This is a genomic window from Rhizobium sp. BK313 (assembly GCF_014193655.1).
Lineage (GTDB): Bacteria > Pseudomonadota > Alphaproteobacteria > Rhizobiales > Rhizobiaceae > Rhizobium.
In genome coordinates, this window is sequence record NZ_JACHZQ010000008.1 from 325,675 (window position 1) to 344,109 (window position 18,435).

Annotated in this window: 17 protein-coding genes and 1 pseudogene; 11 read left to right on the forward strand and 7 right to left on the reverse strand. The window is 58.7% G+C overall.

The features are described 5' to 3' along the window. Window positions 1–13: 13 nt before the first annotated feature. Window positions 14–1,009 carry an ABC transporter substrate-binding protein gene (locus tag FHT86_RS31985; protein ID WP_166656967.1) on the reverse strand — a complete coding sequence of 332 codons (996 nt, stop codon included), beginning with the start codon at window positions 1,007–1,009 and terminating at the stop codon, window positions 14–16. Between the two features lie 230 nt (window positions 1,010–1,239). Between FHT86_RS31985 and FHT86_RS31990 the strand changes: the two genes are divergently transcribed. The 4 genes from FHT86_RS31990 to FHT86_RS32005 all read left to right on the forward strand — a co-directional run bounded on the left by FHT86_RS31990 (window position 1,240) and on the right by FHT86_RS32005 (window position 5,270). Further along, entirely contained in the window at window positions 1,240–1,986 is a 747-nt protein-coding gene (locus FHT86_RS31990) for an isochorismatase family protein (RefSeq protein WP_133710718.1), read from the forward strand. A gap of 80 nt (window positions 1,987–2,066) precedes the next feature. Then, window positions 2,067–2,882 (forward strand): alpha/beta fold hydrolase, encoded by an 816-nt coding sequence (locus tag FHT86_RS31995; protein ID WP_133710717.1) that lies wholly within the window; start codon window positions 2,067–2,069, stop codon window positions 2,880–2,882. A gap of 29 nt (window positions 2,883–2,911) precedes the next feature. Beyond that, entirely contained in the window at window positions 2,912–4,279 is a 1,368-nt protein-coding gene (locus FHT86_RS32000) for a class II 3-deoxy-7-phosphoheptulonate synthase (RefSeq protein ID WP_133710716.1), read from the forward strand. 16 nt (window positions 4,280–4,295) lie between these two features. Beyond that, on the forward strand, window positions 4,296–5,270 hold the full coding sequence (locus FHT86_RS32005) for an XdhC family protein (protein ID WP_133710715.1): 975 nt from the start codon (window positions 4,296–4,298) through the stop codon (window positions 5,268–5,270). 99 nt (window positions 5,271–5,369) lie between these two features. Here the strand turns inward: FHT86_RS32005 and FHT86_RS32010 are convergent, their stop codons facing one another. Beyond that, window positions 5,370–6,755: a uracil-xanthine permease family protein gene (locus FHT86_RS32010; RefSeq protein WP_208116692.1), complete on the reverse strand. Its 1,386-nt coding sequence runs from the start codon at window positions 6,753–6,755 to the stop codon at window positions 5,370–5,372. 386 nt (window positions 6,756–7,141) lie between these two features. On the opposite strand from FHT86_RS32010, the gene FHT86_RS32015 reads away from it, so the two are divergent. Together FHT86_RS32015 and FHT86_RS38285 are read left to right on the forward strand one after the other, a co-directional pair. Further along, window positions 7,142–7,258: a GntR family transcriptional regulator gene (locus tag FHT86_RS32015; protein ID WP_133710713.1), complete on the forward strand. Its 117-nt coding sequence runs from the start codon at window positions 7,142–7,144 to the stop codon at window positions 7,256–7,258. Window positions 7,259–7,329: 71 nt separating this feature from the next. Beyond that, window positions 7,330–7,615, forward strand: a pseudogene (locus tag FHT86_RS38285) (hypothetical protein); the annotation flags it as partial. 332 nt (window positions 7,616–7,947) lie between these two features. On the opposite strand, the gene FHT86_RS32025 reads toward FHT86_RS38285, so the two are convergent. The 3 genes from FHT86_RS32025 to otnK are packed head-to-tail and all read right to left on the reverse strand — an operon-like array spanning window position 7,948 to window position 10,815. Continuing rightward, window positions 7,948–8,844, reverse strand: coding sequence for an NAD(P)-dependent oxidoreductase (locus tag FHT86_RS32025; protein WP_133710711.1), 897 nt, complete (start codon window positions 8,842–8,844; stop codon window positions 7,948–7,950). Between the two features lie 35 nt (window positions 8,845–8,879). Beyond that, window positions 8,880–9,521: a 3-oxo-tetronate 4-phosphate decarboxylase gene (gene otnC / locus FHT86_RS32030; protein ID WP_133710710.1), complete on the reverse strand. Its 642-nt coding sequence runs from the start codon at window positions 9,519–9,521 to the stop codon at window positions 8,880–8,882. Continuing rightward, on the reverse strand, window positions 9,514–10,815 hold the full coding sequence (gene otnK / locus FHT86_RS32035; RefSeq protein ID WP_281413739.1) for a 3-oxo-tetronate kinase: 1,302 nt from the start codon (window positions 10,813–10,815) through the stop codon (window positions 9,514–9,516). The genes otnC and otnK overlap by 8 nt, the downstream gene beginning before the upstream one ends. Window positions 10,816–11,003: 188 nt before the next feature. Between otnK and ltnD the strand changes: the two genes are divergently transcribed. After that, a complete protein-coding gene (ltnD, locus tag FHT86_RS32040; RefSeq protein WP_133710709.1) occupies window positions 11,004–11,921 on the forward strand; it encodes an L-threonate dehydrogenase in 918 nt (305 codons plus the stop codon). Window positions 11,922–11,924: 3 nt separating this feature from the next. Continuing rightward, the gene (gene otnI / locus FHT86_RS32045) at window positions 11,925–12,719 is read left to right on the forward strand and encodes a 2-oxo-tetronate isomerase (protein WP_133710708.1); all 795 of its coding nucleotides are present in this window, start codon (window positions 11,925–11,927) and stop codon (window positions 12,717–12,719) included. A gap of 15 nt (window positions 12,720–12,734) precedes the next feature. On the opposite strand, the gene FHT86_RS32050 is transcribed toward otnI, so the two are convergent. Both FHT86_RS32050 and FHT86_RS32055 read right to left on the reverse strand, forming a co-directional pair. Beyond that, window positions 12,735–13,796, reverse strand: coding sequence for an aldo/keto reductase (locus FHT86_RS32050; RefSeq protein WP_133710707.1), 1,062 nt, complete (start codon window positions 13,794–13,796; stop codon window positions 12,735–12,737). A gap of 43 nt (window positions 13,797–13,839) precedes the next feature. Next, a complete protein-coding gene (locus FHT86_RS32055; RefSeq protein WP_133710706.1) occupies window positions 13,840–14,514 on the reverse strand; it encodes an aspartate/glutamate racemase family protein in 675 nt (224 codons plus the stop codon). Between the two features lie 314 nt (window positions 14,515–14,828). Here FHT86_RS32055 and FHT86_RS32060 point away from each other — a divergent pair, with 314 nt between their 5' ends. The 3 genes from FHT86_RS32060 to FHT86_RS32070 all read left to right on the forward strand — a co-directional run bounded on the left by FHT86_RS32060 (window position 14,829) and on the right by FHT86_RS32070 (window position 18,417). Continuing rightward, window positions 14,829–15,839 (forward strand): ABC transporter permease, encoded by a 1,011-nt coding sequence (locus tag FHT86_RS32060; protein WP_208116691.1) that lies wholly within the window; start codon window positions 14,829–14,831, stop codon window positions 15,837–15,839. Between the two features lie 64 nt (window positions 15,840–15,903). Further along, window positions 15,904–16,848, forward strand: coding sequence for a sugar-binding protein (locus FHT86_RS32065; RefSeq protein ID WP_133710705.1), 945 nt, complete (start codon window positions 15,904–15,906; stop codon window positions 16,846–16,848). Window positions 16,849–16,914: 66 nt separating this feature from the next. Beyond that, window positions 16,915–18,417, forward strand: coding sequence for a sugar ABC transporter ATP-binding protein (locus tag FHT86_RS32070; RefSeq protein WP_133710704.1), 1,503 nt, complete (start codon window positions 16,915–16,917; stop codon window positions 18,415–18,417). Window positions 18,418–18,435: the final 18 nt, after the last annotated feature.

Below are 18,435 nucleotides of genomic sequence, written 5' to 3' on the forward strand. Positions count from 1 at the left end.
TTGGTAGATCGGCTTATTTCTTGACGGTCGCCAAGGCTTCCGTACGAACGCTGTCGTCGACGAAGTTGTGGACATCGGCCCTCTGCCGCAGGGCGCCGAGGCGCACCATCTGATCGTCGGTCCATTGCAGATTGTCGAGCGGGATCGCCAGGTCCGTCGCAATCGCCTTGTATTTGATGGCCTCGTCATAGATGAATTCCGCCGTCTTGTCGCTGTCGGGCAGATGGGCGACCTTACGGGCAAGCGTGATCATCGCGTCCTTGTTGTTGACTGCGTAAGTCAATCCTTCCATCTCGGAGGCAAGGAAGTTCACCATGTCCTGTCGGCGCTCCTTGATCTTGGCGCCTGTCGTCATGATGCAGACCTTGACGAATTTTGGCGTCACTTCCGCGCCGGAAAGCAGCGGCTTGATGTTGAGCGTATCGGCGCTGACGGCAAACTCGCTCGAGCTGGCGGCGGCGGCGACCACGCCTGAACTGATCGCGCGTACGCGGTCGGCGCTGCCGCCGGCATTGGCGTATCGGACATCCTTGTCGGAAATGCCCGCCGCCTCAAGAGCAAGCTGGCCGAACAGCGCAGGAAGCGAGCCGGGCGCAGAAACACCGACAGCCTTGCCCTTCAGGTCGGCAGGCGTTGCAATATTCTTGGCAGCGAAGATCGTATAGGTCATGCCCGGCCAGTTACAGCCGATGATCTTGATGTCGGCCCGCTGATGCATGGCGGCGAAAGCGACGACAGGGCTCGCTTCGAAACTATCCAGTTCTCCGGCGATCAGAGCCTTCAGTGCTGTCGGGCCGCCGGTGAATTCCACCATGTCGATATTGAGATTGCGCTTGGCGGCAAAGCCGCCTTCGGCAGCCTGGAACAGAAATCCGGAATCGCCCTTCGCTTCGACGATGCCGTGTTTCCACACATCCGCGGCATGCGCGGCGGAGGCAAACCCGGCGGCTGTCATCAAAGCTCCTGCAACGGCAAAAGAGCCACCACGAATAATCGTTTTCGCCAACATAAGCATTCTCCTCCCACAGGCGCCAAGCGCGCGGATCACCTGACCAATTACAAACCTTCAGCCCGTTCACCACCCGCTGCAATTCGATGTCATCTTGTCATAGTGTATGTTTGCCATACAAACATAACTATGTCATAAGTCAAGTCCGCGGACCGAATGTTTCCGGATCGGGGTTGCGTAATGTGCTGGTCACAGAGGGTTCCGGTCCGTCTTTTCAAGGGAGAGAGAACATGGGCGAGAGAATTTGGGACAAGTTTTTGACCGAGCGGGACAAGGCCGTGTTCGAACTGGCCGGCTACGGCGTGCGCCAGGGCTTTGGCAAAAGGCCGGCCCTTTTGATTGTCGACGTCAACTATGCCTTTTGTGGCGATCGCCGCGAGCCTCTGTTGGAATCGATCAAGCGCTGGCGCCAATCCGGCGGTGAAGCCGCTTGGGACGCGCTTCCGATCATGCGCAACTTGATCGACGTCGCCCATGACCGTGAATTGCCCGTCATCTACACCACAGGTGTCCGCCGCGCCGACAATTGGGATGCCGGCGCCTGGGCCTGGAAAAACGGCCGCAGCGGCGAAAAGCCTGGAGGCACCAACCAGGACGGCAACGAGATCATGCCGCAGATCGCCCCCAGTCCGCGGGATCTCGTCATCTATAAACAAAAGCCGAGCGGCTTTCATGGCACCAATCTTGTCAGCTACCTGACGCTGCTCGGCTGCGACAGCCTGATCGTTGCCGGGACGGCGACCAGCGGCTGCGTCCGCGCCACCGTCGTCGACGCCTTCAGCTACAACTATCGGGTCACCATGGTCGAGGACGCCTGTTTCGAGCGATCCGAAGCCAGCCACGCGATCGCGCTCTGCGATCTCAACGCCAAATATGCCGACGTGATCGACAGCGAAGAAGTTCTCGCCTTCATGGAGGGCCTGCCGCGCGGCATGTTCAACCTACCGAAGGGACCGGCGCGGAAGGCGGCAGAATAGGATTCCCATCGCGGGCGGATGCCGAAATATCCGTTGCCGCGGCCTTAGCATTTCCCACGTTCATACAGGAATAAACCGACATGACCTCCCAAGCGACACAATCCGACTTCGCCACGACCCGTGACGGCACCCGCATTTCCTATCAGCTAGTTCCCGGCAACGGTCGGGGCCGTTGCGTGCTGGTGCATTCGCTCGCCATGGACAAGAGCTTCTGGAATTCGACTGTGGCCGCCCTTGCTGGCGCATGTGATGTTTTGATCCTGGATTGCCGTGGTCACGGCAAGTCCGATAAGCCCGAAGGTCCTTACAGCGTCGAACAGTTCGCCGATGATATCGCTGATGTGATGGATCATGTCGGCTGGACTTCGGCCGTGGTCGCAGGCGCATCCATGGGCGGCTGCGTCACCCTGGCATTTGCCGGCCGGCATCCGAAACGTGTCGATGGGCTCGGCCTGTTCGACACCACGGCCTGGTACGGCGAAAATGCACCGGAAGCCTGGGCCGAGCGCGGCAACAAGGCACTGACCGAAGGTCTCTCCTCCCTCATCGCTTTCCAGAAAACGCGCTGGTTCGGCGATGCCTTCCGCGAAGCGAACCCCGATGTTCTCGACGCCGCCATCCAGGTTTTCCTGGCGAACGATCTGAACGCCTATGCTGCCACATGCACCATGTTGGGTGCCGCCGACCTGCGTGCCTTTCTGCCGAAATTCGATTTCCCCTGCGAGATCAAGGTCGGTTCCGAGGACTACGCCACGCCGCCGGAGATGGCAAAATACCTCGCTGACCACATTCCCGGTGCGAAGATGGAAATCATGGAAGGCGTGCGGCACTTCTCGCCTCTGGAAGTGCCCGTGGTGATCGCCGACGCACTCAAGACGCTGACAAAAGCTGCCTAAAAACAAAAGAGGATATCGGGGAGGAAGAGATGCAGCAGATATGGACCCCATCCACATGGCGTGACCGGCCGATGGCGCAGGTACCCGACTTCGCCGACAAGGAACAGTTGCGCCTTGTCGAAGAACGTCTTGCATCCTATCCGCCGCTGGTCTTTGCCGGAGAGGTCCGCGCGCTGAAGGCGCGACTTGCCAGCGTGGCCGAAGGCAAGGCTTTGCTGCTGCAGGGTGGCGACTGTGCGGAGAGTTTCGCCGAACACGGCGCCGACAACATCCGCGACATGTTCCGCGTCTTCCTCCAGATGGCCGTCGTGCTGACCTTTGCCGCCTCACGCCCGGTGGTAAAGATCGGGCGCATTGCCGGGCAATTTGCCAAGCCACGCTCGACTCCGATGGAAAAGCAGGGCGATATCGAACTGCTGAGCTACCACGGCGATGTCATCAACGGCATCGAATTCACGCCCGAAGCACGTGCACCGGACCCTGCCCGCCAGGAGATGGTCTACCGGCAATCGGCGGCAACGCTCAATCTGCTGCGGGCCTTCGCCCAAGGCGGCTATGCCAACCTGGAAAACGTCCACACATGGATGCTCAATTTCGTCGAAGGTAGCCCCGAGGGTCAGAGTTACCATGTGATTGCGAACCGCATCACGGAAACGCTCGCCTTCATGCGGGCCATTAACCTCGATCCGGAACTGCATCCGGAATTGTCGCGGACCGATTTCTATACAAGCCACGAGGCGCTGCTGCTCGGCTATGAAGAAGCCCTGACGCGGGTCGATTCCACCAGCGGCGACTGGTATGCGACTTCAGGCCATATGCTTTGGATCGGCGACCGTACAAGGCAGCCGGACCACGCTCACGTGGAATTCTGCCGCGGTGTAAAGAATCCGATCGGCCTGAAATGCGGTCCCTCGCTCGAGGCCGATACGCTCTTGCGCCTCACCGATATCCTCAACCCGGCCAACGAGCCCGGCCGCCTAACCTTGATCGCCCGTTTCGGCTACGATCAGGTCGGCGACAAATTGCCGGCGCTCATTCGCGCCATCGAGCGCGAAGGCAGGCAGGTGGTCTGGTCGTGCGATCCGATGCACGGCAACACGATCAAGGCCGGCAACGGCTATAAGACGCGGCCATTCGAGCGCATCTCCCGCGAGATAAAGGATTTCTTCGCCATCCACAGGGCCGAGGGAACAATCGCCGGCGGCGTCCACATCGAAATGTCCGGAAGCGACGTGACCGAATGCACAGGCGGCGCCGGCGGCCTGACCGAGATCGATCTGCCGAACCGCTATCTCACCCATTGCGATCCGAGGCTGAATGCCAATCAGGCGCTTGAACTTGCCTTCATGATCGCCGGACTTCTGAAGAACGAGGCGGAACACAAGTCGCTTCGATAGGACAGGGTCTGGTCTCATGAAAAATGCTGACGGCAGTTGGGAAGCCTTTGACGACTACGTGCTCGATTTCGCGCTGGAGCGGATGCGGCTCGGCGAAAGGGTCGCGCTTGTCACACTCGTCAAGATCGAAGGCTCTTCGCCCCGGCCCATTGGCGCACAAATGGCGGTGTCGGAAACTGGCGAATGGGTCGGCTATCTCTCGGGCGGCTGCATCGAGCGCGCCGTGGTTGCCGAAGCGATGGATGCGATTGCCGAGGGCAAGAACAGGACCATCCGTTATGGGCGCGGCTCGAAATATATCGACATCCAACTCCCCTGCGGCAGCGCCATCGAACTGGTCTTCGATGTCGAGACGAAAGAGGCGGACCTCGCCGCCATCGATGCGCGGCTGGAGAAGCGATTGCCGGCGGTCATGAAAGTCCCCATGCCGGATGATGCCGGGGACGAATGGACGCTGCGGCAATACCAGCCGAGGAGGAAATTGATTGTGGCGGGTGTCGGCCCGGCCACGGTGCAACTGGCGCGCATGGCGACGATCGGCGGCTTCGATGTCACGGTCTGGTCCTATGACCCACCAACGCTGCAACGCCTGGCGTCCCAGATGATAAAAACAGTGGCGCTTGCCGGATCGAAACATCCTCCCAGGATGGACGCCGATGCGCGGACGGCCATCGTTTTCATGTTCCATGATCATGAATGGGAACTGGAGATGATGCCGTCCGCGCTCGGCACCAGCGCCTTCTATATCGGCGCGATGGGTAGCCGAGCGACGCATCGCCTGCGCGTTCGCCAATTGGCGGAAATGGGAATTTCTGAAGCCCAGATCGGCCGGATTCACGGACCCGCCGGCCTTTTTGCCGGCAATAAGAGCGCCGGCGACATCGCACTCTCGATCCTGGCCGAAATCGTGCAGATCGCTCAGGCCGACGAGGCCAGTCGCGGTGTTGCCGAGTCAAGCGTCGGCGTGCCGACGCGCGATACCGCCGCGTAGAATTATCGATCAAAGGCGGGATACGTTTCCCTCGTATCCTGACGATTGAGGCCGGTGGCTGACCTACCGGCCTCAATTCGTTTCAAGGGCGACATGATCTCAATGTCTGGCCCGGCCACTGCTGATGGCTGCCTTGGCCTCCGCTCCGCCGACAACGGTCGCGCGTGCCGGAGAAGCCGAACAGAGCAGCGAATGCAGGACGACCAGCGTCAATCCGCCCGAGATCACAGGCTGCTGCAGGATCATCTGCAACACCAACGGCATGGCATGCAGCGCATCGGGCGTCAGGAACAATCCGCCGAGGCCGACCAGAAAGGCAAGGCCGGCTGCGATCAGCCGACGGTCGTCCCATTCGACCTGCGCCAGGATATGGACGCCGTGCATGAAGACGATCCCGAACAAAAGCGTCGCCGCCGCTGAAATGACCGGCAGGGGAACAACCACCAGCAGCATGTCGAACTTGATGCAGCCACCGAAGACGATCAGCAGCAGCCCCGCCGCCAGCGTCGCATAACGTGATCCAACCCGCGTCGTCCTGAGCATACCGATATTGTCGGGATAGACGATGGTGCTGAAGCCGCCGAACAGGCCGGCAATCACCGAGCCTATGCCGACACCGAAGATGCCTTCAGACATGCGTCCCGGCGTGAGCTTCTCTCCACCCCAGTCCGCCACCGTCTGATAGAGCGCCATGGAGCCCATGCCGGCTGGGAGAAGCACCAGCAGGAAGACGATGACCAAATCCAGACGGACACCGTAGCCGAAGGGGAAAAGTTTCGGCTCCACGATAAGAGGCGCCGAGACGACCGGCGCAAGAGAAATGGGGCTGAACAGAGCATAACACAGCGTACCCAGCGCCAGACCGATGAGAATGGCGACGCGGCGAAACCGCTGGCCGCCCCACAGCATGGCAGCGACGATACCGACGACGGCGACGGCACCCGACAGCAGGTTGATCGTCGGAAATCCGGGGCTCGTCGGCTGACCGATCCAGTTCGGCAAAGCGACGCTTGCGATCTGGATCATGATCAGCATGACCATCATGCCCGAGATGATCGGCACCCGCAGAAAGCGCGCGAAAATGCTGATGACGCTCCAGCCGCGGATCGGTAGGCTCAATGCGCACCAGATCAACGATGCTACGAAGAACGAGCCGTAGGCGACGCCCAATCCACCGCTCTGCAAATGTCCGACGGTCAACAGCGCAGCGAAGCTGCCGGCATACGGTCCCTGGGCAATCGGCAGCCGCAATAGAATGACCGATTGCAGAATGGTGATGATGCCGCAGACGATGAAAGTCATGCCATAGAGATAGGCAATCTGGTCCGCCGGCAGATTGAAAGCCCGGCCCATGATGCCGGGGAAAACGAACATGCCGGTCATGCCGAACACGTTCTGCATGCCGAGAAGCACGAATTGCGATGGTGTCAACCGCCCATTGATACCGATATCGAATACGCCTTGCGCTGTGGGCTGATCAGACAAATTTCTTTCCTCCATAACCATCCCCTGCCTGCCGCGCCACACCGCGTCCCCCGCAGGGTCAAAACCTTCCATAGTGAAGCTTAGAACGCGTCTTCGCTACACAGTCATTTGGTATGATTGTCATACAATATGCTTTTTCTCAAGAGGGCGTTTTCCTCTTTGCGTGCCTGCCGGTCTTTTTAGAAGGCATTCCAGACCCGGCGTACCTGCCGGACCATGGCGGCAGGCAGGTAATGGCGCCAAGCTCCTCGTTGATACTGATTACTAGATCGAATTTTAAAGCCTTTTGCTGGTTCAAGGAGGAGCCTTTGCTACCCAAGGGCGTCATCGCGGATACCGTCCAATCGATGGGGCGATCGATCGTGCAGGGCAACTAACAGCCTGGCATGCACCTTCCGCTGGAAGCAGATCTGGCGGCCCAATTCGGCGTCGGCCGCAATGCTCTTCGTGAGGCGGTCAAAGTGTTGGCAGGCAAAGGTCTCATCCGCACTGCCTGCCGTTGAGACCTCAACCCGCTTGGACGCACCATCTCCAGTGCCGCGAGATCTAATCGGAAACGATCAGGCTGCCTTGCAACCAGCTCGTCATCGACGAGGCGTCAAGCATTCGGTCGGTGCTGAACAATCTGCGGGCGAGCGTTGCCCATCGCATCAAGTGGACATCAGACTGGAACAAGGATGGTCCAGGCGATCGCCGCGCTCGATGGTCCTCTGGTACTGGTTCAGTCGGCGACCACAGCCGAGATCAAAAACGATATCGGGGCCCATTGCCTGAACTGGCTCGTCCAGGAAGTTTCGACATCGATCAACACGGCGGCTCCAGGCGGCAATGTCGGCCTGATGAGGATCGCGTGCGATTGAACGTTCGGTCTAGCGCGGGGGCTCCACAGTGCGACATCCTGGAACGGCAAGCCGGCCATGTCACCGAGCCAGACCGACTTTGGGACGTCATAGTTCATCGCGGGGTATACGCGCTTTGATACGAGGAAAGCTCAACAGTATCTTCTCTTCAAAGCTCGAAAAAGCAGAATTCAACGGTGGATTGCGTCGCCCTAAGATCAAAAAAACGAATATACTTCGTACTATCGAGGCTTGAGGTATTCTATGTTTCTCAAAAAGCTCAGACTTAAAAACTTTCCCTCCGCTCGATTGGCCGATAACGCATCGGATGATGCTGGCGGTTCTCACTTCGCTCAATCAACAACATTGTTCAACCTTGCAATGAAATCAGCAAGGTGGGGGACATAATCGTCCGGCCCGCTTCCGCCGCCGGCGACCGCCGCCGCGTAGGAGTTCTTTACGGTGCTGGCAAGAGGGGTCGCGACTGTAGCGTCATTGGCCATTGCCTCAAGATACTTCATATCTTTGTAGGCATTGGAAAGCGTAAAGCGGTGAGCATTGCGGTTACCCTCCAGGGCGTGGCCCATGAAGGTCTGGTAAAACGGGCTATCCATTCGTCCGCCGCGAATGACGCTGTCGAAGCGCTCAACGGAAATTCCAACTTTTCGCGACAGAGCTAGCGCTTCAGCAAAGAGCGCCCCCATGCCGAGCGAGATGAAGTTGTTGAGTAGCTTCATGCGATGGCCGTCGGCGATGCCACCGATATGCACGATTTTTGCCGCCCAAGTCGAAATGACGGGCTTGATACGGGCCAACGTTGCCTCGTCAGCGCCGACCATGCAGTCGAGCGTGCCTTCCCAGGCTTCCTTCGGCGTACGGCTGAGCGGCGCATCGGCAAATTGCACCTGACGCCCGGCAAGCGCCTCGGCGATGCGGACCGTGACAGTCGGATCGCCGGTCGAGCAATCGATGATGACAGTCCCTGGTATCAGCGTTGCCATCATGCCCTCAATAACAGTTGAAACTTCTTTCGAACTCGTGAGGCAGAGGAAGATCATTGTCGAATTGGCCGCCAGTTCCGAGAGCGACGAGGCTTCCGAAGCGCCGCGCCCAACGAGATCCTCGATTGGTTTGCGGTTGCGGTGAGCGATTACCGTCAAAGGATATCCTTTTTCGACGATGTTCTTCGCCATGCCGTGTCCCATGAGGCCAAGACCAACAAAGCCAACCTTCTCGTTTGCTGCCGTCATTTGATTCTCCTGTGCGTTCTTGATGACTGAAATGCTCAAGGTAGATTGAAGCGCTTACGCAGGTCATCGACCTGCTGCGAAGTCAAGATTCTCTTGGCGTGATGCTGCAGCATCAGAAAGAGCTTGGCGGTCTCCTCAAGTTCTTCCGTCGCATATTGCGCGTTGGCGAGCGTCGTGCCAGCAACAACCGGCCCATGATTAGCAAGCAGCATCGCGTGATGCCGCCCCGCGAAGGACTTCACTGCATCGGCAAGCGCCATGTCACCCGGAGCAAAATACGGGATGAGCGGCAGGCGCCCGACCCGCATCACGTAATAGGCAGTCAATGGTGGCATGACGTCGTCAGGATCGATATCGCGCATGATGCTGACGGCCGTCGCGTGGCTGGAATGAAGATGAACGACAGCGCCGGCGTCGCCGCGTTCCCCATACATCGAGAAATGCAGAAACGCTTCCTTTGTCGGCGCATCGCCGGAGACCAACCGTCCCGCGGCATCGAAGAGCGACAGCCGGGCAGGATCGAGCGAGCCCATGGAGGCATTGGTCGGTGTCATCAACCAGCCGCCGTCAGCAAGTCGGACCGAAATATTTCCCGTCGAACCCGATGTCAGGCCCCGCTCGAAAAGCGATTGCCCGGTCCGGCAGATCTCTTCCCGCACCCGGTTGATCTCATTCATTGGCGGGCTTCCTGTCGAGAACGGACCAGGCCTTCAGGAAAAAATCAGGGGCGCCGAAATTGCCGGATTTCAACGCCAGCGTCACATCCGGCCCGTGTACGCTGCGCGTCCAGGGTACGCCCGGATCGATCTCCGGTCCAATCGAAAGCGCCTTGACGCCGAGACTATTGATGACCGCACCCGAGGTTTCACCGCCCGCGATGATAAAACGCGTAAAGCCGCTTGAGAGCAGCTGCTTCGCCACCTCGCCCAACGTCTGCTCCACCAGCGCACCGGACTCATGCCGGCCCATTTTTCCCTGTATCCGTGCAAGATCATCCGGGCTGGCACTGGAATAGACAAGGGGGGGCGACTCTCCAGTTTGGGCGAGAACCCAATCGGCAATCTGGGCCGCGCTCTGGCCGCCGTTGACGATCGCATCGACATCCAGACGAAAGACGGGCGCACCTGCATCCTTCGCCCTGTCGATCTGCCCACGCGTCGCAACCGAACACGATCCGGCGAGGATGACGGCTCGGCCGAGTGATCCGGCCATCGCAGTCGGCGCGCCACGCTTTGCGAGCTTTCCATGTTTGCGGAAGTTTTCCGGAAGCCCCATGGCAATGCCCGAACCACCGGTAATCAAATTCATGCCATCGCATGCTGCGCCGAGTGCGCGCAAGTCGGCATCGGACAAGGTATCGACGATGAGAATGCGCTTGCCGGCAGCTTGCTGGGCAGCGAAGTCGGCGCGGATAGCTGCCTCTCCTTTCGAGATCACTGACCAATCGGCAAGCCCCACCGCCCGGTTCGTCTGACGCTGCAATACCCGGACGAGATCGGGGTCGTGCATCGGCGTCAAAGGGTGGTCCTTCAGCGGGCTTTCGGACAGCAACCGGTCGCCGACGAAAAGGTGCCCCTTATAGACGGTGCGGCCGGCGGCCGGAAATGAAGGGCAGGCAATTGTCAGACGGTTGCCGGTAAGGTCCTGCAACACTTCGGCAACAGGCCCGATGTTGCCCTGGTCGGTGGAATCGAATGTGGAGCAATATTTGAGCAGAAGCTGTTCGCAGCCGGCCGAGAGCAGTACCGTCGCCGCTGCGCGAGATTCTTGAACGGCATCCTCGGCGGGAATGGTTCTCGATTTGAGGGCAACAACGATGGCATCCGCCTCCGGAAGCTCCTGACCGGCTTCCGGAACGCCGATCAATTGCACCGTGCGCATGCCCTCTCGGGAGAGCATCAGGCACAGGTCCGTCGCACCAGTGATATCGTCGGCCACTGCTCCTATCAGCAAATCGTCTTTCCTCGCCAAGGCATTCTCCCGTCATGAGTGCCGATATGATCGACCGGCAACGCAAATCAGTCACAAATAAAGGCTTGCAATCCGTTTCGCCGATAAGCTAACCATAGAGTGGCAACGCTGTCATTACTTTTCCGAGTGTCGTAAATCAAGCCATTTCTGGTGAACGATCGGGCAAGTGGAACAATGGATTTGGGAACATGAGCGAACGGGCGATTTCAAAGGTCTGCGTCATCGGCCTTGGGTCTATGGGTTTTGGTGTAGCGCTTTCGCTACTGCGCAAGGGCTTCAGGACGAGCGGCTACGACATCAACGCCGAGACACTGGCACGGTTCTCGGAAGCTGGCGGAGAGGCCGAAGAAAACCCTGCCGCCGCGGCAAAAGATGCGGATGTGGTGATCACCGTCGTCGTTAACGGGGTACAAACGGAAAGTGTGCTGTTCGGCGACAATGGAGCAGCCTCCGGCATGGCAACGGGCGGCACGATTCTTTCTTTCGCAACCATGCCGCCCCAGTTGGCCGAGCAGTTGGCAGCCAGCGCTTACAAGCTGGGCCTGGACTATATCGATGGACCAATCAGCGGCGGGGCGAAGCGGGCTGCTGCCGGCGAACTCACGGTGATGGGCTCTGGTTCACGCAAGGCCTTTGCCCATGTCCGGCCGGTGCTCGATGCGATTGCCCTCAAGGTCTATGAACTCGGCGAAAAGCCCGGCATCGGCTCGTCCTTCAAGATCGTCAACCAGCTGCTGGCCGGCGTTCACATTGCCGCCGCATGCGAAGCCATCACCTTTGCCAAAGCGCTGGGTCTCGATATCGGTAAGGTCTACGAGGTCATCACGGCGTCAGCCGGCAATTCGTGGATGTTTGAAAATCGGGTGCCGCACATCCTCCAAGGTGACTACAGCCCGCATAGCGCCGTCGATATCTTCAACAAGGACCTTGGCATCGTCTCGGACCTCGGGCGTGACAAGAAATTCCCGCTGCCGATCGCTTCGGCTGCGCTCCAGATGTTCATCATGACATCGGCGGCGGGGATGGGTCGGGATGACGATGCTTCGATCGCCCGACTGCTCGCAAGCATCGCTGACATCGATCTTCCTGGTGTACCGAAGGCCTGACTGATGCCCAGTTTTGCCGCCAATCTCACGATGATGTTCAACGAAGTCCCGTTCCTCGATCGCTTCGAGGCGGCATCGGCGGCGGGGTTCTCCGCCGTCGAATTCCTGTTTCCCTACGAGCATCCGCCGGAAGTGATCTCCGAGCGGCTGCAGGCCAATGGCCTGACATTGGCGCTCTTCAATCTTCCACCCGGTGACTGGCAAGCCGGAGAGCGCGGGCTCGCGACGCTCCCCGAGCGCCGTGACGAATTCAGGATATCGGTCGAAATCGCGCTCTCCTACGCCAAGAGTACCGGAGCGAAGCGCTTCCACATGATGAGCGGAATTGCCTCGAGAACCGGCCCGAAGGCTGTTGCCGACTACCGCGACTCACTCTCCTTCGCATGCGATCGTGCTGGCGAGCATGATATCGATGTCGTCATCGAGCCGATCAATTCACGGGATATGCCCGGCTACTTCCTGAATGATTTCGATTTTGCAGCTGACATCATTCGCGATTTAAACAAGCCCAATCTACGGCTGCAGTTCGATATCTACCATCGCCAGATCATTCACGGAGACGTGTTGACGGGACTGCGCCAACTAATGCCAATTATCGGTCATGTTCAGATTGCAGCCGTTCCGCTGCGACATGAGCCCGGCACGGGCGAACTGAACGATTTCAGCATATTGCGTGAACTCGACATCCTTGGGTATGAGGGCTTCGTCGGATGCGAATACCGCCCGGCTGGCGACACGAGATCCGGTCTCCTTTGGTTGGACACGTTCCGGAACGGAAAAGCGAAAGGCGGCCTCTAGGGCCGCCTTCGTCATTCAGACCTTGCCGAGATCCTCGTAATCGGCATGGAGCGCCCAATCACCGGCGCAGAACCGCTCTTTGGCGAAGTTGTGCTGATGCCAGTAGGGGTAGAGATAAGGCAAGCGGCTGACCTCGTTCAGGCGCCCGAGTTCGTCGCTGCTAAGCTTCACATCGACGGCTGCCATATTATCCCTGAAGTGCTGCTCCGTGAGGCCGCCGACGACCAGTGACGTAACTCCGGGTCGCGACAGCGTCCACGACAACGCGACCTGAGCCGGCGTGACACCGCGTACCCTCGCGATATCATCAAGCACATCGACAATGTTCCACAGCCGCTCCTGATCGCGAATCGGCGGCTCGCTCCAGCCGGCAGCCTGGCGAGAATCTGCCGGTGTCTTGTTGCGGCCGAAAGCGCCCGACAGCAAACCGGCTGCCAGCGGGCTCCACACCATAGCGCCCAGGCCCTGATCGACCGAGATCGGCAGCAATTCGTACTCCGCTTCGCGCGCTTCGAGCGTGTAGTGGATTTGTTGCGTGACGAACCGCGGATAGTTTTTAAGCTCGGAGACGCGGAGCGCCTTCATGATATGCCAGCCTGAATAATTCGAGCAGCCGATGTAGCGGATCTTGCCCTGCTGGACGAGCGTATCGAGCGCCGAAAGCATCTCCTCGAGCGGCGTCAGCCCGTCCCATTCGTGCATGAAATAGATGTCGATATGGTCCGTTCTCAAACGCTTGAGGCTGCGCTCGCATTCCCGGATCAGGTGGTAGCGAGACACGCCCTCGTCATTCGGACCGTCGCCGATGCGCATACGAGCCTTCGATGAGATGAGGATCCGATCGCGGCGTCCCTCCAGAACTTCGCCGAGAATTTCCTCCGAACCACCGAGCGAATACATGTTTGCGGTATCGAAGACATTGATGCCGCCATCGATGCAGACGTCGACCAGCCGCTGGGCTTCCTTGACGCCCTGGCTTGCGACCATGGCAAAATCGCCTCGCCCGGCAAAAGAGAACGTCCCCATGCTCAACGCGGATATCTTCAGGCCGGAGTGGCCGAGTGTCCTGTATTCCATTTCGATCTCCATTGTTCAGAATGCGGGCGAAGGATCGCCTTCGTCAGGAATCTGCGGCGTTAGCCAGCAGTTCTTGTCCGACATAGGTCATGCCAAGCTGAGGGCTCGTCAGCACTGGCACGTCGGGCGATCCAGGCCCCAGGGCTTCCAGGGCATTTGCCATCGATGCCTGGGCAAGAACGATCATCTCCGATCGCGAAGCGAGCGCCTTGAAACCCGCAATCACCAATTCGTCGTGCCCATGCCGATCACCTTGCGCCAGGCGCTCGAAAGCGCCATTGCACAACATCTCCACGATCTCGCAATTTCTCCCGGCCGCCGCGGCAGCACTTCGAATCATGGTCCTGGTCGGCACGAGTGTTGTCGGCAAAGTCGCGAGAATGCCGATGCGCTGGGCCGAAGCGACCGCGGCATTCGCCATTCCCTGATCAATCCGGAACAGGGGAACCAACGCCAAAGGGCGAATGATATCAACGGCGTCACCCAGCGACGAACATGTCACGACGATCGCGTCTGCGCCGGCTTCGGTGGCCGAAAAGACATACTGAGCGAGTCTTTTCACCGTCGTTTGCGACAGAGCACCATCGCGAATGGTGTTTCGCAGCAGGCTCTCGTCGAGAATATTGAAGGAACCCCAACCGGGCAGCGCGGTCGATACCAGCGGCTGGAACACCTGTACAAGGCTTGAAACCGTGTGGATGAGGGCAAGCGACGGCATGATGGCAATCCGGAAGCGTTTGTTGTCGGCGCAACATAAGCACAATGAAAGCGCTGTCACAATAGAGAAAAGTGCATCTAACACATCGTGAGATTGTATTGACTGCGTGGCAATCGGAACAATCTACGCCACCAGCACCTGTATAATTGCCGAAAATCTTGCACACGCCTCGTTGACAAGCGAAAAAATCTGAGAATTTAATGACAGCGCTGCCACATTGAGGAAAAATGCCTTGAGAATGGTCGAGTATGGGATGACAGCGCTCAGCATTGGAGCACGCCGTCTCGAAGGCAGCGCCTGTGTGGAGGAGCAACGTGTCGACAACGAATCAAGATCATCCGATAGCAGGTACGCAATCGTCGCCTGTGCTTGATGAGATCCGGAAACTGTTTCAGGTCCGAGAGTTCAATGTTTTGATTGCATTGATTGCCGTCGGAATAATCATCAGCCTGTTCACGCCCTACTTCTTCACGACAGACAACCTGATGGGTGTTTTTCGCGCGTTCTCGCTGACCGCGATCATGAGCATCGGCATGGTGTTGGTGATCATCACAGGCGGCATCGATCTCTCGGTCGGTTCGGCGATGGGTCTCGCGTCTCTGGTGACAGCACTCTGCTTCGACGCTGCCCTTCCGATGGGCATCTGCATTGCCGCGGGCATCGGCGTCGGGCTCATCTTCGGCTTCATCAACGGCGTTCTGGTTACCGTCATCGGGTTGCCGCCCTTCATCGCAACCCTCGGAACGCTGAGCATCGGGCGCGGCCTGATGTACATGATCACACATGGCATCCCGGTGACGCCGGACACGCCTGACTCCTTCGCATTTTTAGGCCAAGGATATATCGGCCCGGTGCCGGTGCCAGTCGTGCTGATGCTGATTTTGATGGTCGTCTTCGCAATCATCATGCGCGGCACCCGCTTTGGACGGCATATTTATGCGACGGGTGGCAACGAATATGCGGCGCGCCTGAGTGGCGTCAAAGTCGATCGCGTCAAACTCTCTGTATACGTGATCTCGTCCACGATCGCGTCCGTCGCCGGTGTCATCGGATTTTCCCGCTACCTTTCTGCCGAGCCGGCGTCCGGCTTCGGCGCCGAGCTCGACGTGATCGCTGCAGCTGCCATCGGCGGGGCCAGTCTGTCCGGCGGCGTGGGAAGCGTGACCGGTGCCGTCATCGGCGCAGCACTTGTCGGCGTCATCGCAAACGGTGTCGTTCTGCTCAACATCAATACCTATGCGCAGCAGGCCATTACGGGCGGCGTGATCTTGATCGCCGTCAGCCTCGACGTACTCAGAAATCGGATCATGGGAGGACGGGCCTGACGTTGAGGCCACTCGGTTACTTAAAGGATGAGGCTCGAGGAGAGCCCTGTAGGAGGAGAATGAAATGAATCTTTTTATGAAATCAGTAAAGCTCGCGCTTGTGGGAGCTTCCTTGCTTGTGGTGGCGCAGGCCGCGACGGCAAAAGACAAGGCGGACATAACCGTCGCTGTCGTCCCGAAAGTCGCAGTTCCGTTCTTTGACGACTGCAACACCGGCGCTCAGAAGGCGGCGGAAGCACTCGGCGTCAAATACCAATGGGTCGTGCCGCAAAACACGCAGGGTTCTACACAGGTCAAGATCATTGAAGACCTGATCTCGCGCCATGTCGACGGCATCGCGATTTCGGTCAACGAACCCAAATCGGTCGAAGGCATCATCAAGCAGGCGGTCAAGGCCGGGATCAAGGTGCTGACCTTTGACAGTGACAGCGCCAAGAGCGGCCGCAGCATGTATATCGGCACCGTAAACGAACAGGCCGGCGTGACCATGGGCAAATCCATGGCCGAAGCCATCGGCGGTGAAGGCACGGTCGCGATCGTGACGGGCGAATTGGGTGCATCGAACCTCAATGAACGCATTGCCGGCGTAAAGAAGGCGCTCGAAGCCTATCCGAAGATCAAGATTGCGGCGACCGAAGGCACTGAAGACGATCTTGCCAAGGGTGTCTCCGTAACCGAGGCACTGCTTCGCGCCAATCCGGATCTCAAGGGCATCTTCGGTATCAGCCAGGTCGGCGGACCGGCCGTCGCCAAGGTTCTTGCCGAGAAGGAATTTTCGGATCGCAAGGGCAAGCTGAAGGTCTTTGCCTTCGACGACCTTCCCGACACCATTCGCGGTGTCAAGGACGGCTTCATCAACGGCATCATGGTCCAGCGTCCGGTAACGATGGGCAAGCTTGCCGTAGAGCATCTGGTTGATCAGATCGACGGAAAAGAGACCGCACCGAAGGACATCGACACCGGTGTAACGGTCGTTACCGCTGCCAACCTCGGCAGCTACACCAAGTAAGCCGTCCGGGTGCGGAGTGACACTTCGCACCCGCTTTCCTGCCGCTTAGCCATAGACAGGTCTACCATGCCGCCGTTTCTCGAAATGCACAACATCTCGAAGACCTTTCCAGGGGTTCGTGCTCTCAATCGCGTCGACCTCTCGCTCAACCGCGGTGAAGTGCACGCAGTCGCGGGGGAAAACGGCGCCGGGAAAAGCACGTTGATGAAAATCATGACTGGCGTCTACCGCAATGATGCCGGCGGAGAAATTCGCGTTGAGGGGGAACCCGTCACGATCCGCGATCCTGTTCACGCCCGCCAGCTTGGCATCAGCATTATTTATCAAGAGCTCGCGGTCGTAGACAATCTGAGCATTGCAGAGAATATCTTCCTCGCTCGCGAACCTTTGACGCCTTCCAGGCTGATCGACCGCCGCAAGATGAATGCTGATGCCGCGGCCGTGCTTTCCGAGCTCGAGATGAAAATAGACCCGGCGACACGGGTGAGCGAGCTCAGTATCGGCCACAAGCAGATTGTCGAGATCGCCCGGGCGATATCGTATCGCTCCAAAATGATCATCATGGACGAGCCAACGGCCTCGCTCAGCCATCACGAGGCAACTGTCCTGCTTTCCGTCGTAAAAAGGCTTGCGGCGCAGGGCATCGGGATCGTCTATATTTCACACCGTCTGGACGAAATTTTCGAGATTGCCGATCGCGTGACGGTACTGCGTGATGGGGAAACTGTCGACAGTCGCCCGATAGGCGAGATGACGCGGGATCTCCTCGTGCGGAAAATGGTCGATCGTGAGCTGTCGCAACTCTTCGGCAAACACGAAACGCATATGACGAACGAGATCCTGCTATCGGTCAGGAACCTCAACATGCTGAAGGCCTCGTCGCATTCCACGAGCGTCAGCGATATCAGCTTCGATCTCCACAAGGGAGAGATTCTCGGCTTCTTCGGCCTGATCGGTGCGGGCCGAACCGAAACCATGGAAATGATTTTCGGCAGTCGTCCGGCTAGCGGAGAAATCCGGATTGCCGGCCAGGCCGTGCGCATCAAGAACCCATCGGATGCAATCGAACAGGGACTGGGCTTCGTCACCGAGGACCGAAAGGGACAAGGCCTCGTACTTGGCATGTCGGTGCGCGAGAATTTCAGCCTCACCCATCTCGGCGACTACTGTCGTCTCGATTTTGTCGACCGCCGCCGCGAGCGAACGCGCTGCATCGACTACATCCGGTCCCTCGGGATCAAGACACCTTCCCCGGATCAAAAGGTGGTCAATCTTTCGGGTGGCAATCAGCAGAAGGTGGTGATCGCCAAGTGGGTGGCGAGAAAGCCACGCATCCTGATTGTCGACGAGCCGACCCGTGGCATCGATATCGGTGCCAAATCAGAAGTTCACGCACTGCTGAACGAGCTTGCCGCCGAGGGACTTTCCATCATCGTCGTCTCGTCGGACCTGCCGGAAGTGCTGGCTATCAGTGACCGTGTCATCGTCCTTAAGGAAGGCCGCATAAGCGGGACCTTCCCGCGTGCGGAAGCGACACAGGAAAATATCATGCTCGCGGCCACCGCCTGAGCAACAGCATCACATAAA